This window comes from Mesorhizobium sp. M0626, assembly GCF_040320665.1.
Classification (GTDB): domain Bacteria; phylum Pseudomonadota; class Alphaproteobacteria; order Rhizobiales; family Rhizobiaceae; genus Mesorhizobium.
In genome coordinates, this window is record NZ_JAMYQD010000004.1 from 86,057 (window position 1) to 110,799 (window position 24,743).

Consider the following 24,743-nt stretch of genomic DNA (forward strand, 5'->3'; position numbering starts at 1 on the left):
CTGGTCTGCTAAAAAAAAATATGTTTTTGCTTCAACATTTAAACTTTGTTTAATTCTCTAAACAGAAATTCCACCGGAGTTGGAGCGGGTTGTGGCTGCGGCGGCCTGGAGCCGAAGGCCCACAAAAGGCGGGCCACCGACAGCCCAGCCACCTGGCCCCGTCACCGGGCAGCGTTGTGCCGACAGGGTCCTCACAACCCGGCTGGAATTCAGAGCTGGCGTCGGGGATGGATGGTCGGCGCAAATGTACCGGTAACGCTCCCGTGCGTTCAAACGGAAGCGCGGTCAGGAGATCAGGCGTAGGCGCGGCCTTCGTCGGTGCGTTGGAAAAAGGCCAGGTCGAGCTGCACCGAAGGCCGGCCGAGAATGGTCAGGATGGCGTGCGCCTGGCCGCGGTGATGGGTCTGGTGGTTGAAGACGTGTCCCAGCGCCGGCGCCAGCCGCTGCGAGACGGTGCGCATGTCGGAAACGGTCATGTAGGAGAAGCGGCCGGACAAAGCCTTTTCGGTCAAACCGCCGACCCAGTCGACGATCCGCCTGTCCTCGGCCTCACGCGCCAGCTTCAAGCCAGGCAATGCGCGGTGCAGGATGGCGTCGAGCTTCGTCGGCGCGTCGCCCTCGCCGGTGAAGCGTTTCATCCAGATGCGGTCGGTGGCCAGCAGATGGTTGAGCGTGCCCATCATCGAGCCGAAAAATGCGCCGACATCGCGGTTGAACTCTTCTTCCTCAAGTGCGGCGACGGCATCGTAGATGCGGCCATTGGCCCATTGATTGTAGGCCGCGAACATCATGAAATGCTGTTTCATCTTTTTCCCGCCGACGAGTTCCGCTTCAGCCGCAGGCGACTAATTAGACCGCGAGGGCGCAGCCGCCAATGACCATTCTGTTCAATGAACTCGTCGGACACGACGCGACCCGTCCGTTCAGCCCGCATTGCTGGAAGGAGGCGGCGGCAGCAGCTTAGGGAGTAGGCAGCAGGCAATAGGGTCCGAGCGCTGTACTGCCTACTGCCTACTGCCTACTGCCTACTGCCTACTGCCTACTGCCTACTGCCTATTCCCCACACAAGTCTCCTGATCGCCATGCCACCACCCCCCGATTTCACCGATGATTTTCGCGCCGGGCTGGTCACGCTGCTGCGCTGGCGCCGGGATGTGCGGCGCTTCGAGCGGACGGCTTTGCCCGAGGGTACGCTGGAGCGGCTGCTGGAGCTTGCCAGCATCGCGCCGTCCGTCGGTCTCAGCCAGCCGTGGCGCTTCGTGGTGGTCGACAGCGCCGAGCGGCGGGGCGCGGTGAGAGACTGTTTCGAGCGCTGCAATGCCGAGGCGCTGGCATGCTTTTCGGGCGAGCGCGCCGCGCTCTATGCCCAGCTGAAGCTCGCCGGTCTCAATGAAGCGCCCTGCCAGTTCGCGGTTTTCGCCGACCGCACGACGCAACAGGGCCATGGGCTCGGCCGCATGACCATGCCGGCGACCATCGACTATTCGGCCGTCATGGCGGTGCACACACTGTGGCTGGCGGCGCGGGCGGAAGGCATCGGCATGGGCTGGGTGTCGATCCTCGACGCCGCCGAGATGGCCGCAATCCTGGACACCCCGCCTGAGTGGACGCTGATCGGCTATTTCTGCCTCGGCTATCCCAGCGAGGAGCATGAGATGCCGACGCTGGAGCGCGAGGGCTGGGAGCGCCGGCGGCCGCCCGTTGTTATCAGGCGGTAGTGATACTGACAGTCACTTCGCGCCGTCTTTGCCGACCAGCTTCACGCAGATCGGGTCGCCCTTCGGCATCGGCGTGCATTGCCATTCGGGGCCGAAGCCGAAGTTCGTATCTGTGCGGCGACCCAGAAAGAGCAGCAGAACAAGGCCCACGGCAGCAAAAATGCCGATAATCAATAGGCTGGTGGTAGGCCAGCGCGTCCCGTCAAACATGGTCCGATGTCTTTCCGTTCCGCTGATTTCCCTTCGAAACCGTGCGTGCCTGCGCAATCGCCATTTTCCCGCAAAGCCTTGCCTTTGACCACAGCGTTGCGAACAGCCATGCGGGCGGTCGCGGTCGAATAACGCTGCCGGGGCGCCTCCCCTTGGCAATGGGCCGGGCGGCTTGTATAGAGCCCGCCACTCCACATTCCGATCTCAAGACTTTCCATCTCAAGACAAGGACGACCCCATGGCGCTCGAACGCACCTTTTCCATGATCAAGCCGGACGCGACCCGGCGCAATCTTACCGGCGCCATCACCAGGATGCTGGAAGAGGCCGGCCTGCGCGTCGTCGCCTCACGTCGCGTGTGGATGAGCCGCCGCGAGGCCGAAGGCTTTTACGCCGTCCACAAGGATCGTCCGTTCTTCGGCGAACTGGTGGAATTCATGTCGTCGGCGCCGACCATCGTGCAAGTTCTGGAAGGCGAAAACGCCATTGCCAGGAACCGCGAAGTGATGGGCGCGACCAACCCGGCCAACGCCGCCGAAGGAACCATCCGCAAGGTCCACGCGCTGTCGATCGGCGAGAATTCCGTGCACGGCTCCGACGCGCCGGAAACCGCTGCTGAAGAGATCAAGTACTGGTTCTCGGACACCGAGATCGTCGGCTGAGCCGATAGACAGGTTTGACTATGAAAGCCGGGGCAAAACCCCGGCTTTTTGTTTTTGGCCCGCTCCCTTAGCGGATCAGCGGCGTGTCCCAGAGGTCGCCGAGCAGCGTTTTCAGCTCGGTGAAGCGCTTCTGCCCAAGCTCCTGCGCCCATTCCCGCTCGACGTCGAGCAGGATGTCGGCCATCTTCTGGTATGCGGCGCGCCCGCGGTCGGTGAAGTGGACGACGGTCCCGCCGCTCTCATCGGGTGCCGCCGAGCGAGTGATATAACCCATCGCTTCCAGCGTCTTCAGCAGTTGATTCATGGCCTGCTTGCTCATCGCGGCGCGCTCGGCGAGCGCGCTCGGCCGAAGGCCATCCGGGCCGGGATATTGGATCACCGCCATATGCGGCGGGCTGAGGTCCTCGAAACCCGACGCCCTGAGACCCCTGATCAGCTTGCGGTGAATGGCCATGGCCGGAACGCGCAGCAGTGCACCGATCAGCGGTGGCTTCGTTGGCGGTTCTTCCCTGGATAATGGCATTGACACTCGGGTAAATCGAGTTTACTCATTTCGGTAAATCGGATTTACCACATGGGAGGGTGAAATGCTAGACAGAGCTAGCCAGATCAGCGTCAATCCGGCCGACGAGACAATCAGCCATGGCGGCCTTGCCGTGCGCTTCCTGCTTACCGGCGACCAGTCGAACGGCAGCATCGCCGCCTTCGAACTGACGGTCGCCGGCTCGCAGCGCCTGCCCGCCCCGGCGCACAGCCACGATCACTATGAAGAGACGATGTACGGGATCGAAGGCGTGCTGATGCTGACCGTCGACGGACACCGGCACGATATCGGGCCGGGCCAGGCGCTGTGCATTCCGCGCGGCGCGGTTCACCGCTTCGACAACGACACCGCCGCGACCGCCAAGGTGCTGTGCGTGGTGACGCCGGCGGCGATCGGCCCGGACTATTTTCGCGAGGCCTTCGCCATCTTCAGCACTGGCGGCCCGCCAGACCGCACCAGGCTGATGGACCTGATGCGCCGGTTCGGCCTGACGCCGGCGCCCCCGCCGCCGCAGTCTTGATTCTTAGCTCGCTGCGTTGAAGCGCAAGATATCGTGGCCGTCCTTGTCGGCGATGATCAGCTTGCCGCCATCGACACGGTATGACGCCGCCTTGGCGAGCGCCTCGAACAGCGCCTTTTCCTCGGCCATGATCTCCGGCGCGCAGGCCTTGTAGGTCGAGCCGATGTCGCTGATGACGATGGTCTCGCCATCGACCTTGGCGGTGGCGAAATAGGCGTTGCACGGGCCGCTGCCGCCCGCCTTGCCGGCTTCGCTGACCCGGAACGTCGCCTGCGGCTCCGAAATCACGCCGATACCGTCGATATATTCGACTAGCCAGCTCTGGCCGAACAGCGAGGCCGAGGTCGGCTTGTCGCTCGGCGCCACCATTTTCAGCACAATGGCGTGCGGCGCCTCGCTGAGCGGATCGACCTGATAGCGCGAGTCCGTGACGAACAGCAGCTTGTCGTCGGCGGTGATGCGCGCCTGCAGCGCATAGGTCATGTTGGGCCGGATCACCGTTGGATCGAAGCTGATCTCGAACTTGATCGGCACCTGGCCGGCCGGCGCTACCTTGCGCTCGCCGACAATGGCGGCCGGCGCATCGGCCAGCGATACATCGGCAAGTTGAACCGACAGCACGGCGTTGGGCGGCAGCGCGATGCGCTCGCGATACATCACCTCGCCCTTCAGGGTTTTCTCGGCGGCGACGGAAGGCTCGGGAACGGCCAGAACGCCGATAACCAGCGGCACAAAACCGAAGACGAAGAATTCGGCGATCCTGTCCAGCATGCCCTTGCTCCCTTTTTGCCGATGCGATTTGGCCAAGGGAATGCGGTCAATACATGGCTGCGCCGAGATTTATTCGGGCCGCGCCTTCCAGCGCGCCGCAGCCTGGTCGTCGGCGTCCTTGGCCTCGACCCAGCCGCCATCGGTGCCGTCCACGCGGTGCTCCTTCTTCCAGAAGGGTGCACGCGATTTCAGGAAATCCATCAGGAAATTGGCCGCTTCGAACGCCGCCTGCCGGTGCGAGGACGCCGCCACCACCAGCACGATGTTTTCGCCCGATGCGATCTTGCCGTGGCGATGGATGACGGTCAGGCCTTGCAACGGCCAGCGCTGAAGCGCCTCGCCGGCGATCCGGCTGATTTCTGCCTCGGCCATGCCTGGATAGTGCTCGAGTTCCAGCGCCGACAGCTGGCCCTGCTCGTCGCGGCAAAGTCCTGAGAAGGACACCACGGCGCCGATGTCGGCGCGACCCCCGGTCAGTTTCGCGATCTCGGCGGCAACGTCGAAATCGTCGCGCTGGATGCGCACCGTCGGCGCGCCGGACATGGTGTCAGCCCCCGGTCATCGGCGGAAACAGCGCGATCTCGCGCGCGCCGGCTATCTTCTCGCGATGCTCGACATGTTCCTGGTTGATGGCGACGCGGATCACATCAGGATATTGCAGCGCGTGCTCATATTCCTCGCCACGCGATTTCAGCCAGCGCAGGAGGTCGGCCACCGTCTCGATACCGGCGGGCAGTTCGACATCCTCTTCCGGCTTGCCGATCCGTTCGCGCACCCAGGCGAAATAAATGAGCCGGGTGATCATCTCACTCGTCCATGATGTGCTTGAGGCCGGCGCGGAAATAGTCGTAGCCGGTGTAGAGCGTGACGAGGGCTGCGATCCACAGCAGCACCAGTCCGGTCTGCGTGGTCAGCGGGAAGATCTTGTCGCCGGCAGGCCCAGCCAGCAGGAAGGCGATGGCGACCATCTGGATGGCGGTCTTCCATTTGGCGAGCTGCGTCACCGGCACCGAGACTTTCAATGCCGCCAAATATTCGCGCAGCCCCGAAACCAGGATTTCGCGGCACAGGATGATGATTGCCGCCCACAACGACCAGCCTGCGATGCCGGCATGGCGGTCGGTGTCGGCGGCGAGCAGCAGCAGGCAGGTGGCGACCAGCAGTTTATCGGCGATCGGATCCAGCATCTTGCCGATGTTGGACGTCTGCTGCCAGGCGCGCGCCAGATAGCCGTCGAGATAGTCGGTGATCGAAGCCAGCAGGAAGATGATCAACGCCGACCAGCGGGCGAAGTCGCTCGATTTCAGATGCCCCTCGAGAAAAAAGCACAGCACCACCAGCGGCACCGCGACGATGCGGGCATAGGTAAGCATATTAGGCAGGTTGAACGCGCGCTTGGCCATATCTCAGGGACTCTTTCTGCCTGCGTACTCAAATCAGAACCGGATGTAGGGGGTCAACAGGCGAGATTCGATTGGCCAGACGAAAATAGCGCGCGATTGCCGGGATTCGAGTGGCCTGCGAGAAAAGAACGGCTGCTGCCATTTGATCGGGACAGCGGCGTCACCGGCGCTCAGCTCTCATGGAAATGATTGTAGACGAGCTTGGCGACCTGCTCTGAAATACCGTCGACCTTGACCAGATCCTCGACTGCCGCGCGGCTGACCGCCTTCGCAGTGCCGAAGGCCAGCAGCAGCGCGCGCTTGCGGCCGGGACCGATGCCGGCGATCTCGTCGAGCGGGCTCTTGACCAATTCCTTCTTGCGCCGCGCGCGGTGCGAACCGATGGCGAAGCGATGGACCTCGTCGCGCAGCCGCTGGACGAAATAGAGCACGGGATCGCGGACGGGCAGCGAAAACGAGTCCCTGCCTCTGACGAAGAAACGCTCGCGGCCGGCATCGCGGTCCTGGCCCTTGGCGATGCCGATGGCCGCCACGCGATCCTCGATGCCGAGGTCGGCGAGGATCTTGCGCACCGCGCTCATCTGGCCCTGGCCGCCATCGATCAGGATGACGTCGGGCCAGGCCGGGAAGCTGCCGGAGATGTCTTCTTCGATGTCGTCGCCTGCTCCACCGGCTGCCGCGTCGTCGGGAACGACATCGCCATGTTCCTTCAGCAGCCGCGAAAAGCGCCGTTCCATCACCTCGCGCATCATGCCGAAATCGTCACCGGGCGTGATCTCGGTCGAGCGGATGTTGAATTTGCGGTACTGGTTCTTCACAAACCCTTCCGGCCCGGCGACGACCATGGCGCCAACGGCGTTGGTGCCCATAATATGCGAATTGTCATAGACCTCGATGCGCACCGGCGGCTTCGGCAGGCCGAAGGTCTCGGCAAAGCCGGCGAGTAGCCGGCCTTGCGTGGAGGTTTCGGCCAGCCGGCGGCCGAGCGCCTCGCGGGCATTCTGCAGCGCGTTGTCGGTCAAATCCTTCTTCTCGCCGCGCTGCGGCACCGAGATCGACACTTTACGGCCGGCGCGGGTGGACAGCGCTTCGGCCAACAGTTCCTGATCCTGGACGCCTCGCGACAGAAGGATGTTCCGTGGCGTCGGCTTGTCGTCATAGAACTGCGCCAGGAACGAGCCCAGCACTTCCGCCCCCTCCAGTGCCGGGTCGGCCTTGGGGAAATAGGCGCGGTTGCCCCAGTTCTGGCCGGTGCGGAAGAAAAACACCTGGATACAGACCTGGCCGCCCTCCTGATGGATGGCAAAGACATCGGCCTCATCGACCGTGGCCGGGTTGATGCCCTGATGGCTCTGCACATGCGATAGCGCTGCCAGCCGGTCGCGATAAATGGCGGCGCGCTCGAAATCGAGCTCCTGCGAGGCCTGCTGCATGGCGGCAGAGATTTCGGTCTTCACCTTCTGGCTGCGGCCCGACAGAAAATCCTTCGCCTCGCTGACCAGCTCGGCATAGTCGCTATGCGAAATTTCGCCGGTGCAGGGACCGGCACAGCGCTTGATCTGGTAGAGCAGGCACGGCCGGGTGCGGTTTTCGTAAAAGGAGTTGGTGCAGCTCCTGAGCAGGAAGGCGCGCTGCAGCGAATTGATGGTGCGCCCGACCGCGCCGGCCGACGCAAAAGGTCCGAAATAGTCGCCCTTGCGCGAGCGCGCACCGCGATGCTTGTAGATGCCGGGCGAGATGTGATCGCCAGTCAACAGGATGTAAGGGAACGACTTGTCGTCCCGCATCAGCACATTGAAACGCGGCCGCAAGCGCTTGATGAGATTGGCCTCGAGCAGCAGCGCTTCGATTTCGGTGCGGGTGACGACGAACTCCATCGTCGATGTCTCGCGCACCATGCGGCCGATGCGGGCGGTGTGGAACCGGCCTTGCGCGTAGTTGGTCACCCGCTTCTTCAGGCTGCGCGCCTTGCCGACATAAAGCACGTCGCCGGCGGCGTTCATCATGCGGTAGACGCCGGGCGCATTGGGCAGCCGCTTGACCAATGTCTGGATGACCTCGGCGCCGACCATGCCGTCGGCGTCGCCGGCATGCGGCGCCCAGTCTATCGCTGTGAAGGCGACATCGGGCCCGGTGGCCTCGGGCTCGACGATCTCCTCGACCGCTTCATCCTCAAGGTTGATCTCGGGCGGCATAGCGTCGGCGGCGCCGGCGCGCGTCTTGTGTTTCTGGTCTGCGGGACTCATTCCACCATGCCTGTCACATCCGGCGTCTGCCATGCAAGATGCTGGCCGCCGTCGAGCGCGATCATCTGGCCGGTCACCGAGCGCGCCTCCCAGAGATAGCGGATGGTGGCGCCGAATTCGGCCAATTGCGGGCCGCGCTTCAGAATCAGGCCATCGACCTGCTTTTGGAAATCATCATCGTCCTGGCGGGCATTCTTCAGCGCCGGACCGGGACCGATGGCGTTGACGCGGATGCGCGGACCGAGCGCCTGTGCCAGCATTTCGGTCTGCGTCCACAGGGCCGACTTCGACAGCGCATAGGAGAAATAGCGCGGCGTCGGCCGCCAGACGCGCTGGTCGATGATGTTGACGATCAGCCCCTCCTGCCCTTGCGGCAAGGCGCGGGCGAAGTTTTGCGCCAACAGCGCCGGCGTCTTCACATGGATAGCGAAGTGAAGGTCCCATGCCGCCCAGTCGAAGTCCTCGACGCTATCGTCGACGAACAGCGACGCATTGTTGACAAGAAGCGTGACCGGCCCGAGCGCTGCCGCGGCGCGGCCGACGAGATCGCCAACCGCATCCATGTCGGTCAGATCGGCGGCTACCACGCCGGCGCGGCCGCCTCCGTCCCTGATGCTCGCAGCCAGCGCGTCGGCCTCGGCGGTCGAGCGGTTGGCGTGGATGGCGACGGCAAAACCGTGCGCGGCCAGATCCTCGACGATCGCCTTGCCGATCCGCTTCCCCCCGCCCGTCACCAGCGCCGTTCCGGCGGCTTCGATCATCTGTCAATCCTCAATCTGCGCCTCAATTCGGCTAGCGGCACATTGTGACGCGTCCAGGGGTTAAATGCCGTTTCCACCTGGGGCAGGAATGTGGCGAAACGGCTTTTTCGCCGCCGGCACCGCCCCGGATTCGGGTCGGCAGGACCGCAATATAGGACGCTGAACCCGTTGCACCAAGCCGAGTGCAGTGCAGCATCGCCCGCGTACTGACATTTCGCTGTTGCGAAGATGCAACGTCAAGCTTCGGCCTCATTCGTGCCGGGGAATGACCCATTTTCAGGTTCGCTGCCGCCGCATTTTGACACGACATTCGGAACCGTTGAGTGCCAGATCCGTTTCACCCCCCGGACGGGTTGATGGCGCTCAGGACAAACAGGCCTACGTGTCTTGTGGCTTAAGGAGTAAACAACAATGCAAACCAATCTCAAATTCGCGCCGCTCGCGGTTGCGCTCGGGCTCTTCGCCCTCAGCGGTACCGCTTTTGCTGCCGATGTCGTCTCGGAAGAGCCCCCGGCGCCGGCCCCGATCGCCGAGCTCCCCGTCGCTTCCTGGGCCGGCCCGTATGCCGGTCTCAGCGCCGGCTACGGCTTCAGCGGTCATGCCAAAGTCCAGGACGGCGGCCCCGACATCAAGACCAAGGGCTTTGTCGGCGGCGTTTTCGGCGGCTACCAGTGGCAGCAGGAAAACTTCGTGTACGGTGCTGAAGCCGATCTCGGCTACAATGGCGTCAAGGGTGACAGCGGCGGCGTCAATTCCAAGGGCGGCTTCGAAGGCTCGCTGCGCGCCCGTCTGGGTTACGCCGTGACCCCGGAAATCCTGCTCTACGGCACCGGCGGCGGCGCCCTGAAGAACCAGAAGGTCTCGGTCCCCGGCGACAGCGACAGCAACACCATGCTCGGCTGGACGGCCGGCGTCGGCACCGACATCAAGATCACCGACAATGTGTTCGGCCGTGTCGAGTACCGCTACACCGACTTCGGTTCCAAGAGCTTCGACAGTGTCGGCACCAAGGTCAAAGAGAGCGACAACCGCGTCACCTTCGGCGTCGGTATGAAGTTCTAACTGTCGTTCAAGCCACGACACAAGAAAGCCGGGCCTCGCGCCCGGCTTTTTTTGTTTCGCCCGTCAGGCCGGCACAGCCACCTTCAGCCCCGGAAACTTCTCATCGAAACGCGCTGCCCAGCGGGTCAGGCGGCCGCGGCCCTTTTCCCATTTGCCGGCGAAGCGCAGAGAGAGGTAGCCGAGGCAGGCACGCAACGCCAGCTGGCCAAGCGTGATCTTCTTCGGCAGCTTCGGCGGATTGGCGTTGAGGAAATCGAGTGCGGCGGTGATCTTGGTCCACTGGCGATCGAGCCAGGGTTGATAGACCATCTCCTCCGGACGCGTGCGCCGCTCATAGACCATCGACAGCGCGCAGTCGCATATGCCGTCGGCCAGCGCCTCCAGCACTTCGGCCTCGAGGCGCTTGTCGGCATTGCGCGGCAACAACAGGCTCTTCGAAGCGCGGTTGAGATGCTGAGTGATCGCGCGGCTGTCGTGGATCGAGCGGCCGTCGTCGAGCACCAGCACCGGAATCTTGCCGAGAGGATTGGCTGACATCAGTTCAGCAGGCTTGTCCTCGGTCTTGACCGGCACGAGCTCGACGGCAATGCCGGCATGGAGTGCTGCCATGCGCACCTTGGAACTGTAGGGGGATGAGGACGCGTAGAGCAGCTTCGGCATGATCGGTTCCCTGTTTTCGGACGGCCAGTGCATGTCGCTCAAAAATGCGATTCCGGTCTTGAGAACGACGCGCGTAAAACAAAGGTCTAGAGCGTGTCGCCTGAACCCCATCGAATGCGACCGCCTTAGTGTTGGCCGATCTTCCCTGAGGGAGCAACTGCCAGAAGGGCAAAACCAGGCGGCCAATCCGCCGACAATGAAATCGCCATGCATGTCTCACAGAAGTGGCGTCAATTTCGAGAGAACGACATGCATCAAAACAAGACCTAAATCACAACAAAAAAGCTCCCGGGAATCTGCCAGTCGGCAAAGTTCCCGGGAGCTTTGAGATGGACCGCTGTTACTTCTTCTTGGCGGCTGGCTTTTTGGCCGGTGCAGCCTTCTTCACAGCGGCCGTCGACTTGGCGGCGGCGGCCTTCATCGGAGCCTTGGCGGCGGGTTTTGCCGCTGCCTTGGCTGCCGGCTTCTTGGCGGCGGGCTTGGCTGCTGCCTTCGCAGCAGGCTTCGCCACAGCCTTGGCGGCCGGCTTCTTGGCGGCGGGTTTCGCTGCTGCCTTGGCGGCGGGTTTTGCTACTGCCTTAGCTGCCGGCTTTGCCGCTGCCTTGGCAGCCGGCTTTGCCGCTGCCTTCGGTGCTGCCTTCTTTACTGCTGCAGGTTTCGCGGCAGCTTTCGGTGCCGCTTTCTTTGCCGGCGCTTTCGCCGCCGGCGCCTTCGTCGTGGTCTTTGCCATGCGATGCCCCTTGCGTTTGTGCCGATGGCCGTGAGTGACCCGGCGAGCTAATGCATATCTGACTCGTGCGTATCTAGCCAGCGAAGCATTACATAGAATTTTGCAGATTAAGTTTCGGTTACGCTGAGAGCAAGATCGCAATGATCGGCACAGAAATCGGCAAAGAATCTTCCCGCTTCGCAGCGAACTATTGCGAGAGAAATCTCTGATATCGCGACTCACACGATCTTCTCGTCAAGCTCACATTGTCTTGCAACGCCGTCGATCTCACGCGGTCATCGGCGGCCTATCGGATGGCAACAATCATCGCACCGCAGAGGCTGATCTTGCTTCATCCCCACGGTTGCAGGAACAGCACTAAACTAAACGCGAGCTTTTTACTCGTATATCGAAAGTGGTTGGATGGAAGCCAGGAAAGACAGTACTTGAAGGGACAGCCTGTTGTGTTGGACGTTTCCCAGACGAGAAGGGAGATCGCCAGCTTCGGCGCAAGAGATGCCCAACGGAAATGGGAAACGAAAGATCGGGGAATCCTCCTCCCGGGAAGCCGCGGTCCCTTGGAAGCCAAGGGGTGCGGGCCCCTAAGCGCCAACCCGTTCGCGCACCTGCAGCCGGCGCGAAGGCTCGGCGTGGTGGAGGTGGACGGCAAACGTATCCCACGGCGGCGCAATGCCGATCTGCATCAGGATCCGCCCGATCTCGCCGCGGTGATAGCCGCCATGCGTGACGACATGTGTCAGCATTTCCTGGCGTGACATCATCGCCCTGTCGCCGTCGGTGAAGGTGAAAGGCACAGGCTCTGACATGAGCTTTGGCGAGACGGCTTCGATATAGTCGAGATACCAACGATCCATCGCAGCGACATCAGCGCTCAATTCATCGAGTGCCGGTGTGTCCTCGGTGTTGTCGGACGCATAGCCATGACGCGTACCGGAAAGATGCGCGGCGAATATCTTCGATACGACAAGGTTGTGGTTGATGAGACGGGTCGCCGTGTGGCGCTGATCGATATGCTCCTGCTGGTCGAGGCCCGCAAGCTTCTCCAGCAATTCACCATTCGCCCAGGTTTGATAAACGTAGAGGCTGCGGAGCAAATCCAGCGCGTCCATGGTCTGTATCCTTTGCAAAAAATGTGAGTATGTTATCTATATTCTTGGCTGCTGGAGCAGACATGTCTACTCGCATTGCAAAGCCGCGCTCACGCATGCGCAAGCAGCCGCGCCAGGCGCGTTCGAGAGCGACGGTCGAGGCGCTCATCGAAGCCGGTGCTCATGTTCTGAGCGCGCTCGGCTGGGCCGGCTTCACCACCAACAAGGTGGCCGATGCGGCCGGCGTCAGCATCGGCTCGCTCTATCAATATTTTCCCGACAAGCTGTCGCTGGTCGAAGCAATTCGCCGGCGACATTTCGATCAGGTGCTGTCGGTGATCGCCGAATCAGCAGAAGGCGACAAGCCGCTCAAGCGATTCGCGCAGGAGCTGGTGCGCGGCATGATCGATGCGCACAGCATCCATCCGACGCTGCATCAGGTGCTGCTCGACGAGGCGCCGGGCGATCGCGGCTCACGCGCCGCCCATGCCTCGTTCCAGTCGCGCTATCTTGATCACTACACGGCGGCGGTGGCGCAATATCGCAGGCGCAGAAAGGACAATGAGACCGTGGCCCGGGTGCTGTCCTCAGCGGTCGAGGGCGTCATCCACAATGCCGCGCGGCGAGACATGCTCGACGCGCCGGAGCTGCAGAAGCAGTTGGTCGAGCTGATCTGCGCTTACGTGTCTGGTGGGAAGGCGGTGTGAGGCAGCGGCAGCAGTTCGGAGATTGGCGAAACCGGAGCGACATCAGATCTCCCCCTTGCGGGAGATGGCAGGTTCAACGGCGGTTCTTATCCGACCTTAGCGCAGGACGCGGCAGCGGCCGTTGTAGACCATCCAGCGGTCGAAGCCCGAGACGCAGAATTCGACATTGTCGCCGATCGAGGCAAAACCCTGGCCTTCCTCGATCAAGTACCAGATGGTGCGGGCGCGGCCATCGGAAAGGCTGACGGTGGCGCCGCAATAGCGGCGGCCGATCGGCCATTCTTCGCTGGCCGGGAGATAGCGATGCTGGTGGATGCGCTGGAAATCTGTGATCGAAACATCCGGCAGATGCGGCACGTGATGCACCTGGTAGGAGAAGCGGCTGGAGATCTTGCTTAGCACCCAGGCCTCGCCGCAAACGCCGCTGTCCTCGTCGGAATAGACGGAAAGATCGGCGGCCTGTGCTGGCTGGCCGAGGGGTGCGGCCAGCGGCGTGCAAAGCGAAATCAGGGCAGCAAGAGCGGATTTGGCAAAGCGAGTCATGGCAGCCTCTCAAAGGTCGACTGCGCCCACTTTGCGGATTCGGCGGCGCGCGGTCAAGCGGTCGCCCTGACGATGGTTTCCCGCTCCGCAACCGGTTTTGCCGGTGCGAAGCTGCGAAACCACGTCCTGACCTTCGAAAAAGCTCGCCTTGCCCATTAGGAAAAGCGGCCTGCCCATGGCCGGCGGGCCGCCGAAACCCGGTTCAGCCTTGCTTGGCGTCGCCCTGCGGTATGGCGGCCGGGTCCATCCACATCGCTTCCCAGACGTGGCCGTCAGGGTCGGCCAGGCTGCGATTGTACATGAAGCCATAATCCTGCTGGGCGTTGATGTCGGCGGCGCCGCCATTTTTCGCCGCCGCCTCGTTCATCGCATCGACCGCCGCGCGGCTGTCGCAGGACACGGCAAGCATGACCTCGCTCGAGCTGGCGGGCGGGATGGGGCGGTTGGTGAATTGACGCCATTTGGCGTGGGTGAGCAGCATGACGTTGATGGTTTCGCTCAGCACCATGCAGGCTGCGGTGTCGTCGGTGAAGTGCGGGTTGTTGTCGAAACCGAGAGCTTTGTAGAAGGCCATCGACGCAGCGAGGTCGGCGACGGGCAGGTTGACGAAGATCATACGGGGCATAGGGTCTCCTTGACAGTACACAGTTGAAACCGGACCGGCGTTGCGCCGGACCATCCTTCGATGCCTTCTCTCAAGGCACCGGTTTTGCTTTGCCGCGCAGCCTCTCGGTCTACACCTTCTGCATCGCTTCGACCTCTTCGATGAAGCCGAGCAAAACTGCATCTCGGCCACCGTGTATTTCTCCAGCAATGCGGCACCTGCCTCGAAGATCGGATGGTAGCAGCGCCGGACGAGTTCCTCGGTCTTCTTGCCCGCCGCTGCCATAACCTTGCGCCTGTCACCGGGATCCGGCTGGCGGCTGACGAAGCCGCGCTTTTCCAGCCGGTCAATCAACGTCGTAGCCGCCGCCGGCGTGAGATTTGTCTCCCTCGCTACGACGTTTGCCGGCCGCGGGCCGTGACTGATCGCGCCAGCGGCGCTCGGCAGCGCTCAGCACATAGATTTCGGCAACGGTCCCATCGAACGTTTCAACGGCATCCTGCCAGCGCGACATCGCGAAGCCTATCGCGTTGACCAGTTCCTTTTTTGTCGATCTTGGCTTCGATTCGAAATCTAATAATTAGATATCTATCTATCTGATTCTGGGATTAGCGTCAACGCCAAGCCGATTAGATGTGCATCTCCATGGTTTCGGTTCGTTCAACACAACTGAGCATTCGCGGATGGCGCCACCGTCAAAACTTCTAGCGACTTTGTGTCTTTGCCGCGGGCGTCGCCCGCTGCGAAGCGTCGCTACTCCCCGGCCAGCCATTCCAGCGACCAGTGCGCCGGCTTTTCGACCGCCAGCAATCTGTGCAGGACCGGCAGCACGATGCGCAGTTCGCGCTCCAGCGTGAAGGGCGGGTTGACCACCACCATGCCGCTGCCGTCGAGGCTTGGTTCACGCGATGCCGGCCGGATCTCGAACTCGATGTCGAGCAGTTTTGGAACGCCGGATTGCTTGAGCGCCTTGCGGAAGGCGATGATCGCTTTGCGGTCCTTGATTGGATACCACAGCGCGTAGATGCCACCCGGCCAGCGCCTGTGCGCTTTCTGCATGCCATCGACCAGGCGGTCGAATTCGCCGACTTCCTCGAACGGCGGATCGATCAAAACCAGGCCGCGCTTTTCCTTCGGCGGCAGATGCGCGCCAAGCGCCAGCCAGCCGTCGAGTTCGATCACCCTTGTCTGGAAATCGCCGGCAAACAGCGTCTTCAGCCTGGCGGCATCTGCGCCGTGCAGTTCGATCGCCGACAACCGGTCCTGCTTTCGCATGAGGTGCCTGGCGATCAATGGCGAGCCCGGATATTTCTTCACCCCGCCATCGGGATTGAGCGAACGCACCGCTTCAAGATAGGGGGCAAGCAGCGCAGCCGCCGATTTTTCGATCGGGGCGTGGATGAGGCGGCCGATGCCGCCTTGCCATTCGCCGGTCTTTTGCGCTTCCGCCGACGAAAGATCGTAGCGGCCAATGCCGGCATGAGTGTCGACGACACGGAACGCCTTGTCCTTCTGCTTCAGATAGTCGAGCAGAAGGCTGAGCACGACATGCTTGACGACGTCGGCGAAATTGCCGGCGTGATAGGCGTGACGGTAGTTCATGCCGCGCTCATGTCGAGGAGCCTCTGCCCCAACGCGGCGGTGGCGGCTTCGAGTTCGGGTTCTCCGGCCGGCGACCGCCGAAAGCCAGAGTAAGCAGGAAGCCGATCAGGCCGACGGCCATCAGCCCATAGCCAACCGGCCGTGCGCGTTGATCGATCTCACCGGCGCCGGAGCGCAGTATCAGATCCACTGCGCGTATCGGGATATCGTCGGCGTCGCCCGGGCCGACGGTGAAGAGATAGGCGCCGGGACTGACGGTTTCGATCACGCCGGCCTCGTCGCGAAAGATCTTGTCGGGCAGTTGCGGGCTGACCTGGCGCGGATTGTCGGCGTGGTTGAATTGCAGCGTCGAGGCAAGCACCGTGCGCCCGGCTGTGGCGGCAGTCAGCGTCAGCACGGTGCGCTGCTGCGAGACAATGCGCTCGGCCTTCGCCGTCAGGTCGACCAGCACTCTGACCGGCGCGTCGCCAGCTTTCAGCGTCACCGTCACAGGCCTAAACCGTCCCTGGTCGTAGACGCGCCAGGCGCCGATCTCGTGGCCGGAGAAATTGCTCATGGCCCAGGGATAGACGAAGCCAATGGCGGCGCCGGCAAGCAGTATCAGGACAAACAGAAAGCGCATTGAGGAGATCCGGGTGTTCGACAGATTGCCAATAACGCCCTGAAGGCCAAAAAGCGATGGCTGACGCAGCGGAGCCACCTTTGTGGAGTCCGTTGGCGGCACGCAAGCCATGTGGCACTTATGGCGAATGAAGCCTTCCGCAGAAGCATTGACTCGTCTTTTCCAACCGATGCCGGTGGCTCATGCCCAATAGCACCGTGCTGATCACCGGCGCCCGCGCGCCGGTGGCGCTGCACCTGGCGCGGCTGCTGCATGGCGCCGGTCGCCGGGTGATCCTGGCCGACAGCCCGGCCCGGCCGATCGCCGCAGCGAGCACGGCCTGCGCCGCCTACCATCGCCTGCCGCCGCCGCGCTTTGCCGCCGACGCCTATGCCAAGGCGGTGGAAGCGCTTGTCCGCGCGGAAGGCATCGAACTCGTTATCCCGACCTGCGAGGAAGTCTTTTATCTCGGTCGTCTCTGGCAGCACCGCGCCATGCCGGCCCGCCTCTTCGCACCCGAGATGGCGATGCTCGCCCGCGTTCACGACAAGCATGCCTTCATCCGGCTGGCGCAGAGCCTTGGGCTCGACGTGCCGGAAACGATACTGCTGCAAAGCGAGGCCGATCTCGACGGCGTTCGTGGCCAATCGCGCGAATTGGTGTTCAAACCTGTGTGGTCACGTTTTGCCCGTGACGTACTGCTGCGGCCATCGCCGGACGAACTCGACGCCGTCCGCCCCTCGCCCGCCGCTCCTTGGGTGGCGCAGCGCTACATCGCCGGTGAAGAGATCAGCGCCTATGCGGTGGCGGTCGAGGGTGAACTCAAAGCGCTGGCGCTCTACAGTTCGCTCTATCGCGCCGGCATGGGCGCCGGCATCTGTTTCGAGCCAGTCGGGGATGCGGCTGCCCGGCGCTTCGTCGAAACCTTCGTCGCCGGCGCCGGCTGGACCGGCCAGATCTCCTTCGACCTGATGCGCGAGAATAACGGCACGGTGCTGCCACTGGAGTGCAATCCGCGCGCCGTGAGCGGCCTGCACTTCTTTCGCGATCCGCGGCGCTTCGCCGACGCGGTCCTGGAGGATGGCGCCGAGGTGAAGCCCGACGTGACGGCGCCGCAGACGGTGAGGCTTGCGATGTGGATCTACGGGATGCCGGCGGCACTGCGCTCCGGTGGTCTCGGCAGCTTTCGCCAGGCGATGCACGATGCCGATGAGCTGCTCGACTGGCCGGGCGACCCCGCGCCGAAGCGGGCGCAGTGGCGCACGCTGGCCGAGATCGCCGGCACAGCACTGCGCCAGCGCATCAGCCTTCAGGCTGCGTCGACGCGCGATATCGAGTGGAATGGGCCGGAGCAGGACTAGTCGAGTTGAAGCGGAACTTCCCGTTTTCAGCTGAGTGCGTAAGTCCTGCTAAGGTTGCCTAAACGGGATTAACTGGCTTTGCGGACAATTGCAGGCCAAGCGCCTTGGTTACGCCCAGCAATGTACTGAGGCGCGGATCGCCCTTTTCGCTCAGCGCCTTGTAGAGTGCCTCTCGGGTCACGCCGGCGTCCTTCGCTATGCTTGTCATGCCGCGGGCGCGCGCGACAATGCCGAGGGCGTGCGCAATATAAGTCGCGTCCCCGGTCTCGAACGCATCAGCGAGCAGTTCGGCTTGAGACTCAGCATCATCAAGATATTCGGCGGCGTCGAATGGTGTGGTTCTGAGGGTCATATCAAACTTCCTTTGCCATTTTCCTGGCTTTTCCGATGTCCCTGTCCTGCGAGCCTTTGTCACCGCCGCAGAGCAGGATAATGACCGTGTTGCCGCGCCGGACGAAGTACACGCGGTATCTCGGACCGTAATCTACGCGCAATTATCCTATGCCATCGAAGAACTTGGCGTCTCCCGCCAGCCCAGCCTGAACGCGAACAATCCGTTGGGTGATCTTCTTTACGGCGCGAATGTCCGTGAGCCCTCTGAGCCATTTTCGGAATTCGTCAGTGGATCGAACTTCGATCATCCGTGAACTATAATTTACAGCAGAACTGGAATCAAGTGCCGTGAACTTTAGATTACAGCTCGATTTGGTGCACCCGCGGCTCTGCCGCCGCCGGTGGCATCTTGCCGTCGATGATCGCCGCTATGTCGCGGCGCAGGAAATCCAGCGGGCCGATCGCCGGCTGAACCTGCGGCGATATACGGGCGTTGTCGCTGGCCGATTTCAGCACACGGCGATCCTGCTGCAGGGCAAAGGCAAAGAGCGGCCGGAAAGCAAGCGCCTTGAGTTCGCCGAACAGGCCCTGTCGCGGGCCGATCAGCCAGCCGACGCCTTCGACGGTCCGTTCGTCCGCCTGACGCAAATGGAAAGTGGTCGCCAGCGCCAAGCCGCCCTTGCCCCAATATTCGAGTTCGACGATGCCGGGATGGCGGTAGCGGCCGATGGTCTTGGCGCGCTCGCCTTCCAGCAGCCGGCTGACCAGCCCCTGTTGGCGGTCCTCGCCGGTGTAGCAGCTTTCGACCCAGCCCTTGCCGCCGGTCACCTCGACGCGCACGAGATGGCGCTTTGCGGTCAGGCCGCGCAGGACACCCTTGTGGGTGAAGTGGGTGTGAGTGGCGTCGAGAATGTTCTCGGCGGCGTCGAGCACCGTCGATCGCGCCGAGCTTCGCACCCGCTTCACGACGACATCCTTGCCTTGCATGCAATGGAGATAGGGCTCGCCCTCAGGCGTGCCTGCCGAGACGAAGACGACGCCGTCGCGCTCGATCGCGCTGTAGCGGCGGATACGGTAATGCGGGACGTCGCCGACATGGCCGGGAATGGCGGTGCAGCGCCCTTCCCCATTGTAGCGCCAGCCATGATAGGGACATTCGATCTCGCCACCGACGACCTTGCCGGTCGAGAGTTCGACCAGGCGGTGAGCGCAGCGGTCGAAGAGGGCGGCAATGCCTTTCGCCGAGCGGAACAGCACCAGTGGCGCGCCGTCGAACAGGATGCGCTTCGGCTTGGCTTTGATGTCGGCAGACCGCATCACCGCCTGCCAATAGTCTTTGTCTTTCTGCTGCCGGGTGTCGCTCAAAGTTCAAATCTCCTGAGCAGGGGAATGCCGATCTTCGCGAGCACAAATTCCATGATCCGCACCGCCATGCGTTGGCGGCGCGGCAGATGGGCAGCATAGACGGCGTTGTATTCCACCGTCGCCACGGCGCCGCGCAAGCGTTTGAAGGCGGCGGCACCGGCGCTCATGTTGAAGAACAGGCTGTGCGCCATCGCATGATCCTGCGCCAGCGCCATCATCATGCGGTAAAGGCCTTCGCTCACCGGGAGGCCGGTGTCGTAGCCGACGATGGGCTGCGTCAGTGTCCTGCCGTTCTGAGACAAAGCGGCGACGGCGACCAGTTCACCGCCGGGACGACGCAGGCCTGCCAGTTGCAGGATGCCGCGACGGTGCGTCTCGCCGATATAGCGGGCCGTGTAGTGCGGGTTGAGCGGCGTGTATTTGTCGAGATAGAGCATCCGGTAGAGCGCTTCGGCGCGCGCATAGTCGGCCTCGGTGAAGTCGCCATTGCCGACCTGCTCGAAAGGCGTCGTGGGCAGCCGCTTGCGGTCGCGCTTCATGTCGTTGGTCATCGCCGAACCGTCGCCTGCGAAGATGTAGATCTGCCGCGCCGCCAGCATTCGAAAACCCTCCGCCTTCAGCGCTGCGATTGTCGAGGGATCGGCGATCTCGTTCAGGGAGCGGATGAAAACAGCGCGATCTGGAAAACGCGCGGTGAGATCGTCGCGCATCGCCGCGACCGCGTTGCGATCGAGCAGCGGCACCGGATTGGTCGAATAGAGCCAGTTGTTGACCTGAACCTGATGGTCAAGGCCGCTCATCCTGACCAGCGGCGCGCACAGGCCGATCAGCATCCGCATCATTTTTTGCAGCAAGGGCGAGGAGACGAAATTGCGGGTCTCGTCGATGGCATAGTCGATATAGGCGCTGGACGGGCAGCAGATATAGCAGTTCGGCGCTTCGCTTCTGTCGTTCAGCGTCAGCGGAAAGGAGCGGCCGGCGATCTCGAAGGTTTCGACAGCCACTGTCAGATTGCGCACGAGGTCGCGCACCGGCACCTCGTTGAAAAGCTGAACGAAGGCTTCGACCTCACGCGGGCTGTTTTCTACCCGGTTCGTCTGATCGAGTGGCAACATAGCGAGCCGGTTCATGATGCCGCTCCCAGGTGGCATTCGACCCGACGCAGTTTGCGGCCGGTCTCCAACGGCAGGCTCTTGCGCAGGAGGCTGACTCTCACCGTCGCCTGGCGCGCGGCCAGTAGCGTTCGCACGGCTGCATGCGCGGCAGTGGCGGCTTCGTCGGCGAGCTCGGGCGCAAGGCTAAGTTCGATGACGTCGGCAGCGGTCTGGACCAGGCGGAAATCGTCGATGCGCCGGTCGGCCTTGAGCACCGCATTGCGTAGTATGTCGGGCGTGACGAGGAGCTGCCCGTGCGGCGAGGCGAGCCGGAAAGCGTCGTCCATGCGGCCGACGATCTCGTCCAGCGTGCGCAGCGGCGAGCCGCAGCGGCATGGCTTTTCGGACAGCCGCAGCAGATCGTTCATCCGGTAGCGCGCCATGATCTGGGTCCGGCGGCGAAAGGCGGTGATCAGCGGCATGGCCAGGCCGTCGCCGGCCGGTTCGAACTCGAAGAACACCGAATCCTCGGCCAGATGCAGCCCGCCCTGGCGGCAGGTGACGGCGAACAGCCCTTCGGTCGCCATGTAGATCTGGTCGAGCTGACGACCAAAGAATGCCTGGATGACCGGCCGGTCAACCGGGTCGAGCGTTTCGGCGGCGCTGAAGACACGCTGCGGCTTGAGCCTAAAGCCCTCGACCGCGAAGTGCCGCAGCATCTTCGGCGGCGCGATGATCACCGTCGGCGCGAAACCTTCGAGAGCGCCGCGCCAGCTCTCCGGACCGCGCGTCAGATCGAAGAAGCGCAGGTCGATACGCCGCGATTTGCGCGCGCTATCGTAGAGCCCGGTGTTTTGCGGCAGGATCACCGCAACCCGCTGCCGGCGCCAGAGCAGATCGGGCACTGCTTTGGCCAGGATGGTGCCCAGCCAGCGGTATTTTTCCGCTTCGGAAATGATGAACAGGCCACGATTGCCCGACGTGCCGGTGCTGGCGCCGACTGTCAGTTCACCAATGCGGCCATCGCCTGCCTGCGCCTTCCAGGCCTCGGCGGCCGAGACGCCGCGGATGTTGAAGCGCTCGAAATTGCCCATCAGCGTCGCCTTGTCGGTCACCGGCAGATCGCCGAGATGACGCGGCGTCTTGCCGTAGAACGGCGCGCGCGGCAGGTCGCGGTCGAGAAAGCGGCGCAAGGCATGACCTTGCCAGCGTTCGAAATTCTCACGGCTCTTGCGCGAGAGCCATTGCGTCAACACAAACGAACGGGCCGCTTCCGTCGGCCCGTTCATGCGCTCTCTCCGGCCAGATCGTAGGCCGTCACCGCCGGATCATGACAAAGAACAACCTCGCCGCCGGTCGCCAGAAACCGGCGCAACATTACGCTGGTCGGCTCGATCGCGGCGGCATCCTCGGCCAGCAGGGTTGCCGGCAGACCGGGAGTTCGGTTTTCGACAAGGGCCGCGAACAACCATTGCGCGTCGACGGCGTAGAGCAGCGGCCGCTCGAGATTTGGGAACGAAAGGCCGAACTGGCCATCGGCATGGCCGGGCAGACCGACTGCGATGACGCTGCCGTCGCCGAACAGATCGGCGCCGCCTGGCACGCCGCCGCGAGGTTCGATCCGCCGCTTCGACGACAGCCCGTCGAGCCGGCTCTCGAAATCGGCCGGGAACAGTTCCTTGAAGACGCCATGGCGCAGATTCTGCCGGGAAGTCTTGGCCTTCGCCCGCGCCCAGGCGGTGTCATTGGCGATAAGCCGAGCGTTGGGAAACAGCGACAGGCCCGACATGTGGTCGGCATGGAAATGCGTGACAATGACGGTGCGCACATCCTGCAAAGACAGGCCGAAGCGCGCCAGTACCGCGAGCGGCTGCTCGGCTTCGTTGAGCTGGGGCCGGAGGATCGCACTGTAAAGACGCAGCGCCGTGCTGCGCTCGCTGCCTTGTGTCACATGCGGCGTGTAGCCGGTATCGATCAGTACGGGGCCGGCCTGCGGATGCATGATCAGGCCGTAGCGGACACGTAGCCTGACCTTCGCCCAGCTGCCGCCGCGCAGGATCAGGCGCTCGGCTGCGCTGACAGAGGCGCTGTTGGCGAAGACGATCTTCACGCAGCCTCCCTGCTTTCCGTCGCCTTGCCGAATGTGCGATCGAGCCCTTCCTCGAACGACACTTTCGGCGCCCAGCCGAGGATGCGGCCTGCCTTGGAAAGATCGAGGCTCTGCGCATAGGCGAACAGGCCAAGACCGTAGCGCGTCACCGGCGGTTCCGGGCGGCCGGGCAATATATTCGCTACCGTCTCCGCTATCCCGGCCGCCAGCATGGCGGGCCAGAGCGGCATTCTGCGCCAGCGCGGCTGCACGCCGGCGCGGGCGCAGGCCGCCTCGGCAATGCGGCGGACCGGCACCACTTCGCCGCCGGAGATGTTGAATATCTGTCCCTCGGCAGCGCTCCCGGCGGACAGCGCGGCAAGCACCGCATCGACGACATCCTCTATATAAGTGAGATCGATGCGCGCCTTGCCGTCGCGAAACAGCGGCAGCGGGCGCTGCCGTGCCACCTGCAGCAGACGCGGCAGCAGCGTGCGATCGCCGGGACCGTAGAGGCCGCGCGGCCGCAGCACCACCGGGCTGATCTCAGGCGCCGCCAGCACGATCTCCTCGGCCTGCCGCTTGGTGCGGGCATAGTGATTGACCGGAGGGGGCAAGGCCGCATTCTCGGAAACTCCGAGCTGGTCGCGATAGGCGAAACAGACCGTCGGGCTGGAGATATGGACGAAGCGGCGCACGCCTTGCCCGCGCGCGAAATCGCTGAGGTTGCGGGTAGCTGTGACATTTGCCGTCTGGAAATCCGCCAACCTGCCGAAGGGCGCGGAAAGTGCCGCGCAGTGGATGATCGCATCGACGCCGTCGAGAGCGCGCGCGGCAGCTGCATCGAATGGTTGAGACAAATCGAGCCGAACGACCCGATGACCAGCGGCTTCGAGCGCCGCGCAGCGTTTGGCGTCCCTGCCAAGACCCAGCGCCGGTGTGCCCAGTGCAGCCAGCCGCGCCATGACATGCGCGCCGAGGAAGCCGCTGGCGCCGGTGACGAGGACGCGTCCCACGGTCATGCTTCCAGCGCCATGCCGCCGAACGACACGCCGGCCGAGGTGCCGAGGAACAGCACTTTGGCGCCGGGCACAATGCGTTGTTCGCGGCGCGCGACGTCGAGCGCAAAGGGGATGGAAGCGGCGATCTGATTGCCGTAGCGCGCCGCGATGTCGACCAGCTTTTCCCTGGCGAAGCCGGTCTGGCGCGCCATGTGGGCGAGCGCCAAAGGGCTCGCCTGATGCGGCACGACGAGGTCGACATCGTCGTGCCGCCAGCCGGCGCGATCGAGCAACTCCGCTACAAAGCCGTTGAAATGGCGTGACGTGACGCGAAACAGTTCCTTACCCTCCATGTGGAACAGGCTGTGGCGGGCGAATTCCTCAGGCTCACGATGAAAGTCGAACCGGGTGCCACCGGAGCCGATGCTGCAGGCCTCATAGGCGGAAGGGTAGGTGCGCATCAGGTTGGCCGCGACTCGACCCTCGGCAGGGGCTGCCTGTTGCAGCACGGCGGCCGCCGCGCCATCGCCGAAGAGGGCCGCAATTTCCGGCTGGCCCTGCCACGGCAGCGCGCGCGAGGCGATTTCAGACGAGAACACCAGCGCCGTCCGGCATTGCCCGGCCTCGATCAGGCGCGACGCGGTCTCGAAGGCTGTGAGGAAGCCGAGGCAGGTGCTGTTGACGTCGAAAGCGGCCGCCGACCCATCGGCAAGGCCGAGGCGCTGCATGACCAGCGGCGCCGTCGACGGCAACGGCTGGTAAGGCACGCCGCAACCGCCGATGACCAGATCGACACTGCCTGCCTCAAGTTCGGCATCGGCAAGCGCCAGACGGGCTGCGGCACAAGCAAGGTCGACCTGCGATTCGGCCTCGCAGACATAGCGTTCGATGATGCCGGTCGCGGCCTCGAAATGTCCATCGCCAAACCCCAGCCGCGCATCGAGGGCGCGCGACGTCACGCATCGAGCCGGCACGGCCCGCCCCGTTCCGATGATCCTGATCCGCATTCTCAGCCCGCCGCTTGAGTTGCGCTTTTCGCAATCCTTAGATCGGATGGTTCGGCGATAAC

General features: G+C 63.4%; 30 protein-coding genes and 2 pseudogenes. 8 read left to right on the forward strand and 24 right to left on the reverse strand.

The window, feature by feature from the left end:
* Nucleotides 1-293 precede the first annotated feature (293 nt).
* Entirely contained in the window at nucleotides 294-806 is a 513-nt protein-coding gene (locus tag NKI37_RS05955; protein ID WP_023814919.1) for a DinB family protein, read from the reverse strand.
* 68 nt (nucleotides 807-874) lie between these two features.
* On the opposite strand from NKI37_RS05955, the pseudogene NKI37_RS31925 reads away from it, so the two are divergent.
* Nucleotides 875-961 (forward strand): annotated as a pseudogene (locus NKI37_RS31925) (glutathione S-transferase family protein); the annotation flags it as partial.
* A 121-nt stretch (nucleotides 962-1,082) separates the two neighbouring features.
* Complete coding sequence (gene bluB, locus NKI37_RS05960; protein WP_352790383.1) at nucleotides 1,083-1,718, forward strand: 5,6-dimethylbenzimidazole synthase; 636 nt, start codon at nucleotides 1,083-1,085, stop codon at nucleotides 1,716-1,718.
* A 12-nt stretch (nucleotides 1,719-1,730) separates the two neighbouring features.
* Here bluB and NKI37_RS05965 read toward each other — a convergent pair whose 3' ends face one another.
* Complete coding sequence (locus tag NKI37_RS05965) at nucleotides 1,731-1,928, reverse strand: hypothetical protein (protein ID WP_023814921.1); 198 nt, start codon at nucleotides 1,926-1,928, stop codon at nucleotides 1,731-1,733.
* A gap of 238 nt (nucleotides 1,929-2,166) precedes the next feature.
* Between NKI37_RS05965 and ndk the strand changes: the two genes are divergently transcribed.
* Nucleotides 2,167-2,589 (forward strand): nucleoside-diphosphate kinase, encoded by a 423-nt coding sequence (gene ndk / locus NKI37_RS05970; protein WP_023684731.1) that lies wholly within the window; start codon nucleotides 2,167-2,169, stop codon nucleotides 2,587-2,589.
* A gap of 67 nt (nucleotides 2,590-2,656) precedes the next feature.
* Here ndk and NKI37_RS05975 read toward each other — a convergent pair whose 3' ends face one another.
* On the reverse strand, nucleotides 2,657-3,112 hold the full coding sequence (locus NKI37_RS05975) for a MarR family winged helix-turn-helix transcriptional regulator (protein WP_023684730.1): 456 nt from the start codon (nucleotides 3,110-3,112) through the stop codon (nucleotides 2,657-2,659).
* A 64-nt stretch (nucleotides 3,113-3,176) separates the two neighbouring features.
* Here NKI37_RS05975 and NKI37_RS05980 point away from each other — a divergent pair, with 64 nt between their 5' ends.
* Nucleotides 3,177-3,653 carry a cupin domain-containing protein gene (locus NKI37_RS05980; protein WP_023684729.1) on the forward strand — a complete coding sequence of 159 codons (477 nt, stop codon included), beginning with the start codon at nucleotides 3,177-3,179 and terminating at the stop codon, nucleotides 3,651-3,653.
* A 3-nt stretch (nucleotides 3,654-3,656) separates the two neighbouring features.
* On the opposite strand, the gene NKI37_RS05985 is transcribed toward NKI37_RS05980, so the two are convergent.
* The 6 genes from NKI37_RS05985 to NKI37_RS06010 all read right to left on the reverse strand — a co-directional run bounded on the left by NKI37_RS05985 (nucleotide 3,657) and on the right by NKI37_RS06010 (nucleotide 8,834).
* Complete coding sequence (locus tag NKI37_RS05985; RefSeq protein ID WP_023715085.1) at nucleotides 3,657-4,424, reverse strand: YbaY family lipoprotein; 768 nt, start codon at nucleotides 4,422-4,424, stop codon at nucleotides 3,657-3,659.
* Between the two features lie 69 nt (nucleotides 4,425-4,493).
* Entirely contained in the window at nucleotides 4,494-4,967 is a 474-nt protein-coding gene (locus NKI37_RS05990; RefSeq protein WP_023684727.1) for a molybdenum cofactor biosynthesis protein MoaE, read from the reverse strand.
* Between the two features lie 4 nt (nucleotides 4,968-4,971).
* A complete protein-coding gene (gene moaD, locus NKI37_RS05995) occupies nucleotides 4,972-5,229 on the reverse strand; it encodes a molybdopterin converting factor subunit 1 (RefSeq protein WP_023673448.1) in 258 nt (85 codons plus the stop codon).
* A 1-nt stretch (nucleotide 5,230) separates the two neighbouring features.
* Nucleotides 5,231-5,827: a CDP-diacylglycerol--glycerol-3-phosphate 3-phosphatidyltransferase gene (gene pgsA, locus NKI37_RS06000; protein ID WP_023673449.1), complete on the reverse strand. Its 597-nt coding sequence runs from the start codon at nucleotides 5,825-5,827 to the stop codon at nucleotides 5,231-5,233.
* Nucleotides 5,828-5,997: 170 nt separating this feature from the next.
* Entirely contained in the window at nucleotides 5,998-8,073 is a 2,076-nt protein-coding gene (gene uvrC, locus NKI37_RS06005) for an excinuclease ABC subunit UvrC (protein ID WP_352790385.1), read from the reverse strand.
* Complete coding sequence (locus NKI37_RS06010; RefSeq protein ID WP_023701905.1) at nucleotides 8,070-8,834, reverse strand: SDR family oxidoreductase; 765 nt, start codon at nucleotides 8,832-8,834, stop codon at nucleotides 8,070-8,072. Before NKI37_RS06010 ends, uvrC begins: the two co-directional genes overlap by 4 nt.
* A gap of 411 nt (nucleotides 8,835-9,245) precedes the next feature.
* On the opposite strand from NKI37_RS06010, the gene NKI37_RS06015 reads away from it, so the two are divergent.
* The gene (locus NKI37_RS06015) at nucleotides 9,246-9,896 is read left to right on the forward strand and encodes an outer membrane protein (protein WP_023673452.1); all 651 of its coding nucleotides are present in this window, start codon (nucleotides 9,246-9,248) and stop codon (nucleotides 9,894-9,896) included.
* 63 nt (nucleotides 9,897-9,959) lie between these two features.
* Here the strand turns inward: NKI37_RS06015 and NKI37_RS06020 are convergent, their stop codons facing one another.
* The 3 genes from NKI37_RS06020 to NKI37_RS06030 all read right to left on the reverse strand — a co-directional run bounded on the left by NKI37_RS06020 (nucleotide 9,960) and on the right by NKI37_RS06030 (nucleotide 12,395).
* On the reverse strand, nucleotides 9,960-10,556 hold the full coding sequence (locus NKI37_RS06020; protein WP_023689091.1) for a glutathione S-transferase family protein: 597 nt from the start codon (nucleotides 10,554-10,556) through the stop codon (nucleotides 9,960-9,962).
* A gap of 340 nt (nucleotides 10,557-10,896) precedes the next feature.
* Nucleotides 10,897-11,286 (reverse strand): hypothetical protein, encoded by a 390-nt coding sequence (locus NKI37_RS06025; RefSeq protein ID WP_023673454.1) that lies wholly within the window; start codon nucleotides 11,284-11,286, stop codon nucleotides 10,897-10,899.
* Nucleotides 11,287-11,867: 581 nt separating this feature from the next.
* Nucleotides 11,868-12,395, reverse strand: a complete 528-nt coding sequence (locus NKI37_RS06030; RefSeq protein ID WP_023727333.1) for a DinB family protein — start codon at nucleotides 12,393-12,395, stop codon at nucleotides 11,868-11,870.
* Nucleotides 12,396-12,457: 62 nt separating this feature from the next.
* Here NKI37_RS06030 and NKI37_RS06035 point away from each other — a divergent pair, with 62 nt between their 5' ends.
* On the forward strand, nucleotides 12,458-13,081 hold the full coding sequence (locus tag NKI37_RS06035; protein ID WP_031198064.1) for a TetR family transcriptional regulator: 624 nt from the start codon (nucleotides 12,458-12,460) through the stop codon (nucleotides 13,079-13,081).
* Nucleotides 13,082-13,177: 96 nt separating this feature from the next.
* Here the strand turns inward: NKI37_RS06035 and NKI37_RS06040 are convergent, their stop codons facing one another.
* From NKI37_RS06040 to NKI37_RS06060, 5 genes and pseudogenes are all read right to left on the reverse strand, one after another.
* Nucleotides 13,178-13,624 carry a hypothetical protein gene (locus tag NKI37_RS06040; RefSeq protein WP_023673457.1) on the reverse strand — a complete coding sequence of 149 codons (447 nt, stop codon included), beginning with the start codon at nucleotides 13,622-13,624 and terminating at the stop codon, nucleotides 13,178-13,180.
* 202 nt (nucleotides 13,625-13,826) lie between these two features.
* Complete coding sequence (locus NKI37_RS06045; protein WP_352790387.1) at nucleotides 13,827-14,249, reverse strand: VOC family protein; 423 nt, start codon at nucleotides 14,247-14,249, stop codon at nucleotides 13,827-13,829.
* 315 nt (nucleotides 14,250-14,564) lie between these two features.
* Nucleotides 14,565-14,675: pseudogene (locus NKI37_RS06050) on the reverse strand (MarR family transcriptional regulator); the annotation flags it as partial.
* A 306-nt stretch (nucleotides 14,676-14,981) separates the two neighbouring features.
* A complete protein-coding gene (locus NKI37_RS06055; protein WP_023831132.1) occupies nucleotides 14,982-15,830 on the reverse strand; it encodes a 23S rRNA (adenine(2030)-N(6))-methyltransferase RlmJ in 849 nt (282 codons plus the stop codon).
* Nucleotides 15,831-15,837: 7 nt separating this feature from the next.
* On the reverse strand, nucleotides 15,838-16,452 hold the full coding sequence (locus NKI37_RS06060; protein ID WP_352790390.1) for a hypothetical protein: 615 nt from the start codon (nucleotides 16,450-16,452) through the stop codon (nucleotides 15,838-15,840).
* Nucleotides 16,453-16,634: 182 nt separating this feature from the next.
* On the opposite strand from NKI37_RS06060, the gene NKI37_RS06065 reads away from it, so the two are divergent.
* On the forward strand, nucleotides 16,635-17,792 hold the full coding sequence (locus tag NKI37_RS06065) for an ATP-grasp domain-containing protein (RefSeq protein WP_352790391.1): 1,158 nt from the start codon (nucleotides 16,635-16,637) through the stop codon (nucleotides 17,790-17,792).
* 58 nt (nucleotides 17,793-17,850) lie between these two features.
* Here NKI37_RS06065 and NKI37_RS06070 read toward each other — a convergent pair whose 3' ends face one another.
* Nucleotides 17,851-18,144, reverse strand: a complete 294-nt coding sequence (locus NKI37_RS06070; protein ID WP_023672747.1) for an addiction module antidote protein — start codon at nucleotides 18,142-18,144, stop codon at nucleotides 17,851-17,853.
* Here NKI37_RS06070 and NKI37_RS31930 point away from each other — a divergent pair.
* On the forward strand, nucleotides 18,128-18,439 hold the full coding sequence (locus tag NKI37_RS31930) for a hypothetical protein (RefSeq protein WP_502896391.1): 312 nt from the start codon (nucleotides 18,128-18,130) through the stop codon (nucleotides 18,437-18,439). The two genes, NKI37_RS06070 and NKI37_RS31930, sit on opposite strands and share 17 nt — an antisense overlap.
* A gap of 46 nt (nucleotides 18,440-18,485) precedes the next feature.
* Here NKI37_RS31930 and NKI37_RS06080 read toward each other — a convergent pair whose 3' ends face one another.
* The 6 genes from NKI37_RS06080 to NKI37_RS06105 are packed head-to-tail and all read right to left on the reverse strand — an operon-like array spanning nucleotide 18,486 to nucleotide 24,633.
* Nucleotides 18,486-19,490, reverse strand: coding sequence for a Rieske 2Fe-2S domain-containing protein (locus NKI37_RS06080; RefSeq protein ID WP_023672745.1), 1,005 nt, complete (start codon nucleotides 19,488-19,490; stop codon nucleotides 18,486-18,488).
* The gene (locus NKI37_RS06085; protein WP_352790395.1) at nucleotides 19,487-20,620 is read right to left on the reverse strand and encodes a GNAT family N-acetyltransferase; all 1,134 of its coding nucleotides are present in this window, start codon (nucleotides 20,618-20,620) and stop codon (nucleotides 19,487-19,489) included. The genes NKI37_RS06080 and NKI37_RS06085 overlap by 4 nt, the downstream gene beginning before the upstream one ends.
* On the reverse strand, nucleotides 20,617-21,873 hold the full coding sequence (locus NKI37_RS06090; RefSeq protein ID WP_023711926.1) for a F390 synthetase-related protein: 1,257 nt from the start codon (nucleotides 21,871-21,873) through the stop codon (nucleotides 20,617-20,619). The genes NKI37_RS06085 and NKI37_RS06090 overlap by 4 nt, the downstream gene beginning before the upstream one ends.
* On the reverse strand, nucleotides 21,870-22,694 hold the full coding sequence (locus tag NKI37_RS06095; RefSeq protein ID WP_023819171.1) for an MBL fold metallo-hydrolase: 825 nt from the start codon (nucleotides 22,692-22,694) through the stop codon (nucleotides 21,870-21,872). Before NKI37_RS06095 ends, NKI37_RS06090 begins: the two co-directional genes overlap by 4 nt.
* On the reverse strand, nucleotides 22,691-23,695 hold the full coding sequence (locus NKI37_RS06100) for an NAD-dependent epimerase/dehydratase family protein (RefSeq protein WP_352597511.1): 1,005 nt from the start codon (nucleotides 23,693-23,695) through the stop codon (nucleotides 22,691-22,693). Before NKI37_RS06100 ends, NKI37_RS06095 begins: the two co-directional genes overlap by 4 nt.
* Nucleotides 23,692-24,633, reverse strand: a complete 942-nt coding sequence (locus NKI37_RS06105; RefSeq protein ID WP_245261395.1) for a 3-oxoacyl-[acyl-carrier-protein] synthase III C-terminal domain-containing protein — start codon at nucleotides 24,631-24,633, stop codon at nucleotides 23,692-23,694. Before NKI37_RS06105 ends, NKI37_RS06100 begins: the two co-directional genes overlap by 4 nt.
* Nucleotides 24,634-24,743: the final 110 nt, after the last annotated feature.

What these genes read in the sequence shown, in the direction of transcription:
- NKI37_RS05955 (WP_023814919.1), bottom strand. Translation starts at nt 806, where the DNA reads ATGAAACAGCATTTCATGATGTTCGCGGCCTACAATCAATGGGCCAAT.
- bluB (WP_352790383.1), top strand. Translation starts at nt 1,083, where the DNA reads ATGCCACCACCCCCCGATTTCACCGATGATTTTCGCGCCGGGCTGGTC.
- NKI37_RS05965 (WP_023814921.1), bottom strand. Translation starts at nt 1,928, where the DNA reads ATGTTTGACGGGACGCGCTGGCCTACCACCAGCCTATTGATTATCGGC.
- ndk (WP_023684731.1), top strand. Translation starts at nt 2,167, where the DNA reads ATGGCGCTCGAACGCACCTTTTCCATGATCAAGCCGGACGCGACCCGG.
- NKI37_RS05975 (WP_023684730.1), bottom strand. Translation starts at nt 3,112, where the DNA reads ATGCCATTATCCAGGGAAGAACCGCCAACGAAGCCACCGCTGATCGGT.
- NKI37_RS05980 (WP_023684729.1), top strand. Translation starts at nt 3,177, where the DNA reads ATGCTAGACAGAGCTAGCCAGATCAGCGTCAATCCGGCCGACGAGACA.
- NKI37_RS05985 (WP_023715085.1), bottom strand. Translation starts at nt 4,424, where the DNA reads ATGCTGGACAGGATCGCCGAATTCTTCGTCTTCGGTTTTGTGCCGCTG.
- NKI37_RS05990 (WP_023684727.1), bottom strand. Translation starts at nt 4,967, where the DNA reads ATGTCCGGCGCGCCGACGGTGCGCATCCAGCGCGACGATTTCGACGTT.
- moaD (WP_023673448.1), bottom strand. Translation starts at nt 5,229, where the DNA reads ATGATCACCCGGCTCATTTATTTCGCCTGGGTGCGCGAACGGATCGGC.
- pgsA (WP_023673449.1), bottom strand. Translation starts at nt 5,827, where the DNA reads ATGGCCAAGCGCGCGTTCAACCTGCCTAATATGCTTACCTATGCCCGC.
- uvrC (WP_352790385.1), bottom strand. Translation starts at nt 8,073, where the DNA reads ATGAGTCCCGCAGACCAGAAACACAAGACGCGCGCCGGCGCCGCCGAC.
- NKI37_RS06010 (WP_023701905.1), bottom strand. Translation starts at nt 8,834, where the DNA reads ATGATCGAAGCCGCCGGAACGGCGCTGGTGACGGGCGGGGGGAAGCGG.
- NKI37_RS06015 (WP_023673452.1), top strand. Translation starts at nt 9,246, where the DNA reads ATGCAAACCAATCTCAAATTCGCGCCGCTCGCGGTTGCGCTCGGGCTC.
- NKI37_RS06020 (WP_023689091.1), bottom strand. Translation starts at nt 10,556, where the DNA reads ATGCCGAAGCTGCTCTACGCGTCCTCATCCCCCTACAGTTCCAAGGTG.
- NKI37_RS06025 (WP_023673454.1), bottom strand. Translation starts at nt 11,286, where the DNA reads ATGGCAAAGACCACGACGAAGGCGCCGGCGGCGAAAGCGCCGGCAAAG.
- NKI37_RS06030 (WP_023727333.1), bottom strand. Translation starts at nt 12,395, where the DNA reads ATGGACGCGCTGGATTTGCTCCGCAGCCTCTACGTTTATCAAACCTGG.
- NKI37_RS06035 (WP_031198064.1), top strand. Translation starts at nt 12,458, where the DNA reads ATGTCTACTCGCATTGCAAAGCCGCGCTCACGCATGCGCAAGCAGCCG.
- NKI37_RS06040 (WP_023673457.1), bottom strand. Translation starts at nt 13,624, where the DNA reads ATGACTCGCTTTGCCAAATCCGCTCTTGCTGCCCTGATTTCGCTTTGC.
- NKI37_RS06045 (WP_352790387.1), bottom strand. Translation starts at nt 14,249, where the DNA reads ATGCCCCGTATGATCTTCGTCAACCTGCCCGTCGCCGACCTCGCTGCG.
- NKI37_RS06055 (WP_023831132.1), bottom strand. Translation starts at nt 15,830, where the DNA reads ATGAACTACCGTCACGCCTATCACGCCGGCAATTTCGCCGACGTCGTC.
- NKI37_RS06060 (WP_352790390.1), bottom strand. Translation starts at nt 16,452, where the DNA reads ATGCGCTTTCTGTTTGTCCTGATACTGCTTGCCGGCGCCGCCATTGGC.
- NKI37_RS06065 (WP_352790391.1), top strand. Translation starts at nt 16,635, where the DNA reads ATGCCCAATAGCACCGTGCTGATCACCGGCGCCCGCGCGCCGGTGGCG.
- NKI37_RS06070 (WP_023672747.1), bottom strand. Translation starts at nt 18,144, where the DNA reads ATGACCCTCAGAACCACACCATTCGACGCCGCCGAATATCTTGATGAT.
- NKI37_RS06085 (WP_352790395.1), bottom strand. Translation starts at nt 20,620, where the DNA reads ATGAACCGGCTCGCTATGTTGCCACTCGATCAGACGAACCGGGTAGAA.
- NKI37_RS06090 (WP_023711926.1), bottom strand. Translation starts at nt 21,873, where the DNA reads ATGAACGGGCCGACGGAAGCGGCCCGTTCGTTTGTGTTGACGCAATGG.
- NKI37_RS06100 (WP_352597511.1), bottom strand. Translation starts at nt 23,695, where the DNA reads ATGACCGTGGGACGCGTCCTCGTCACCGGCGCCAGCGGCTTCCTCGGC.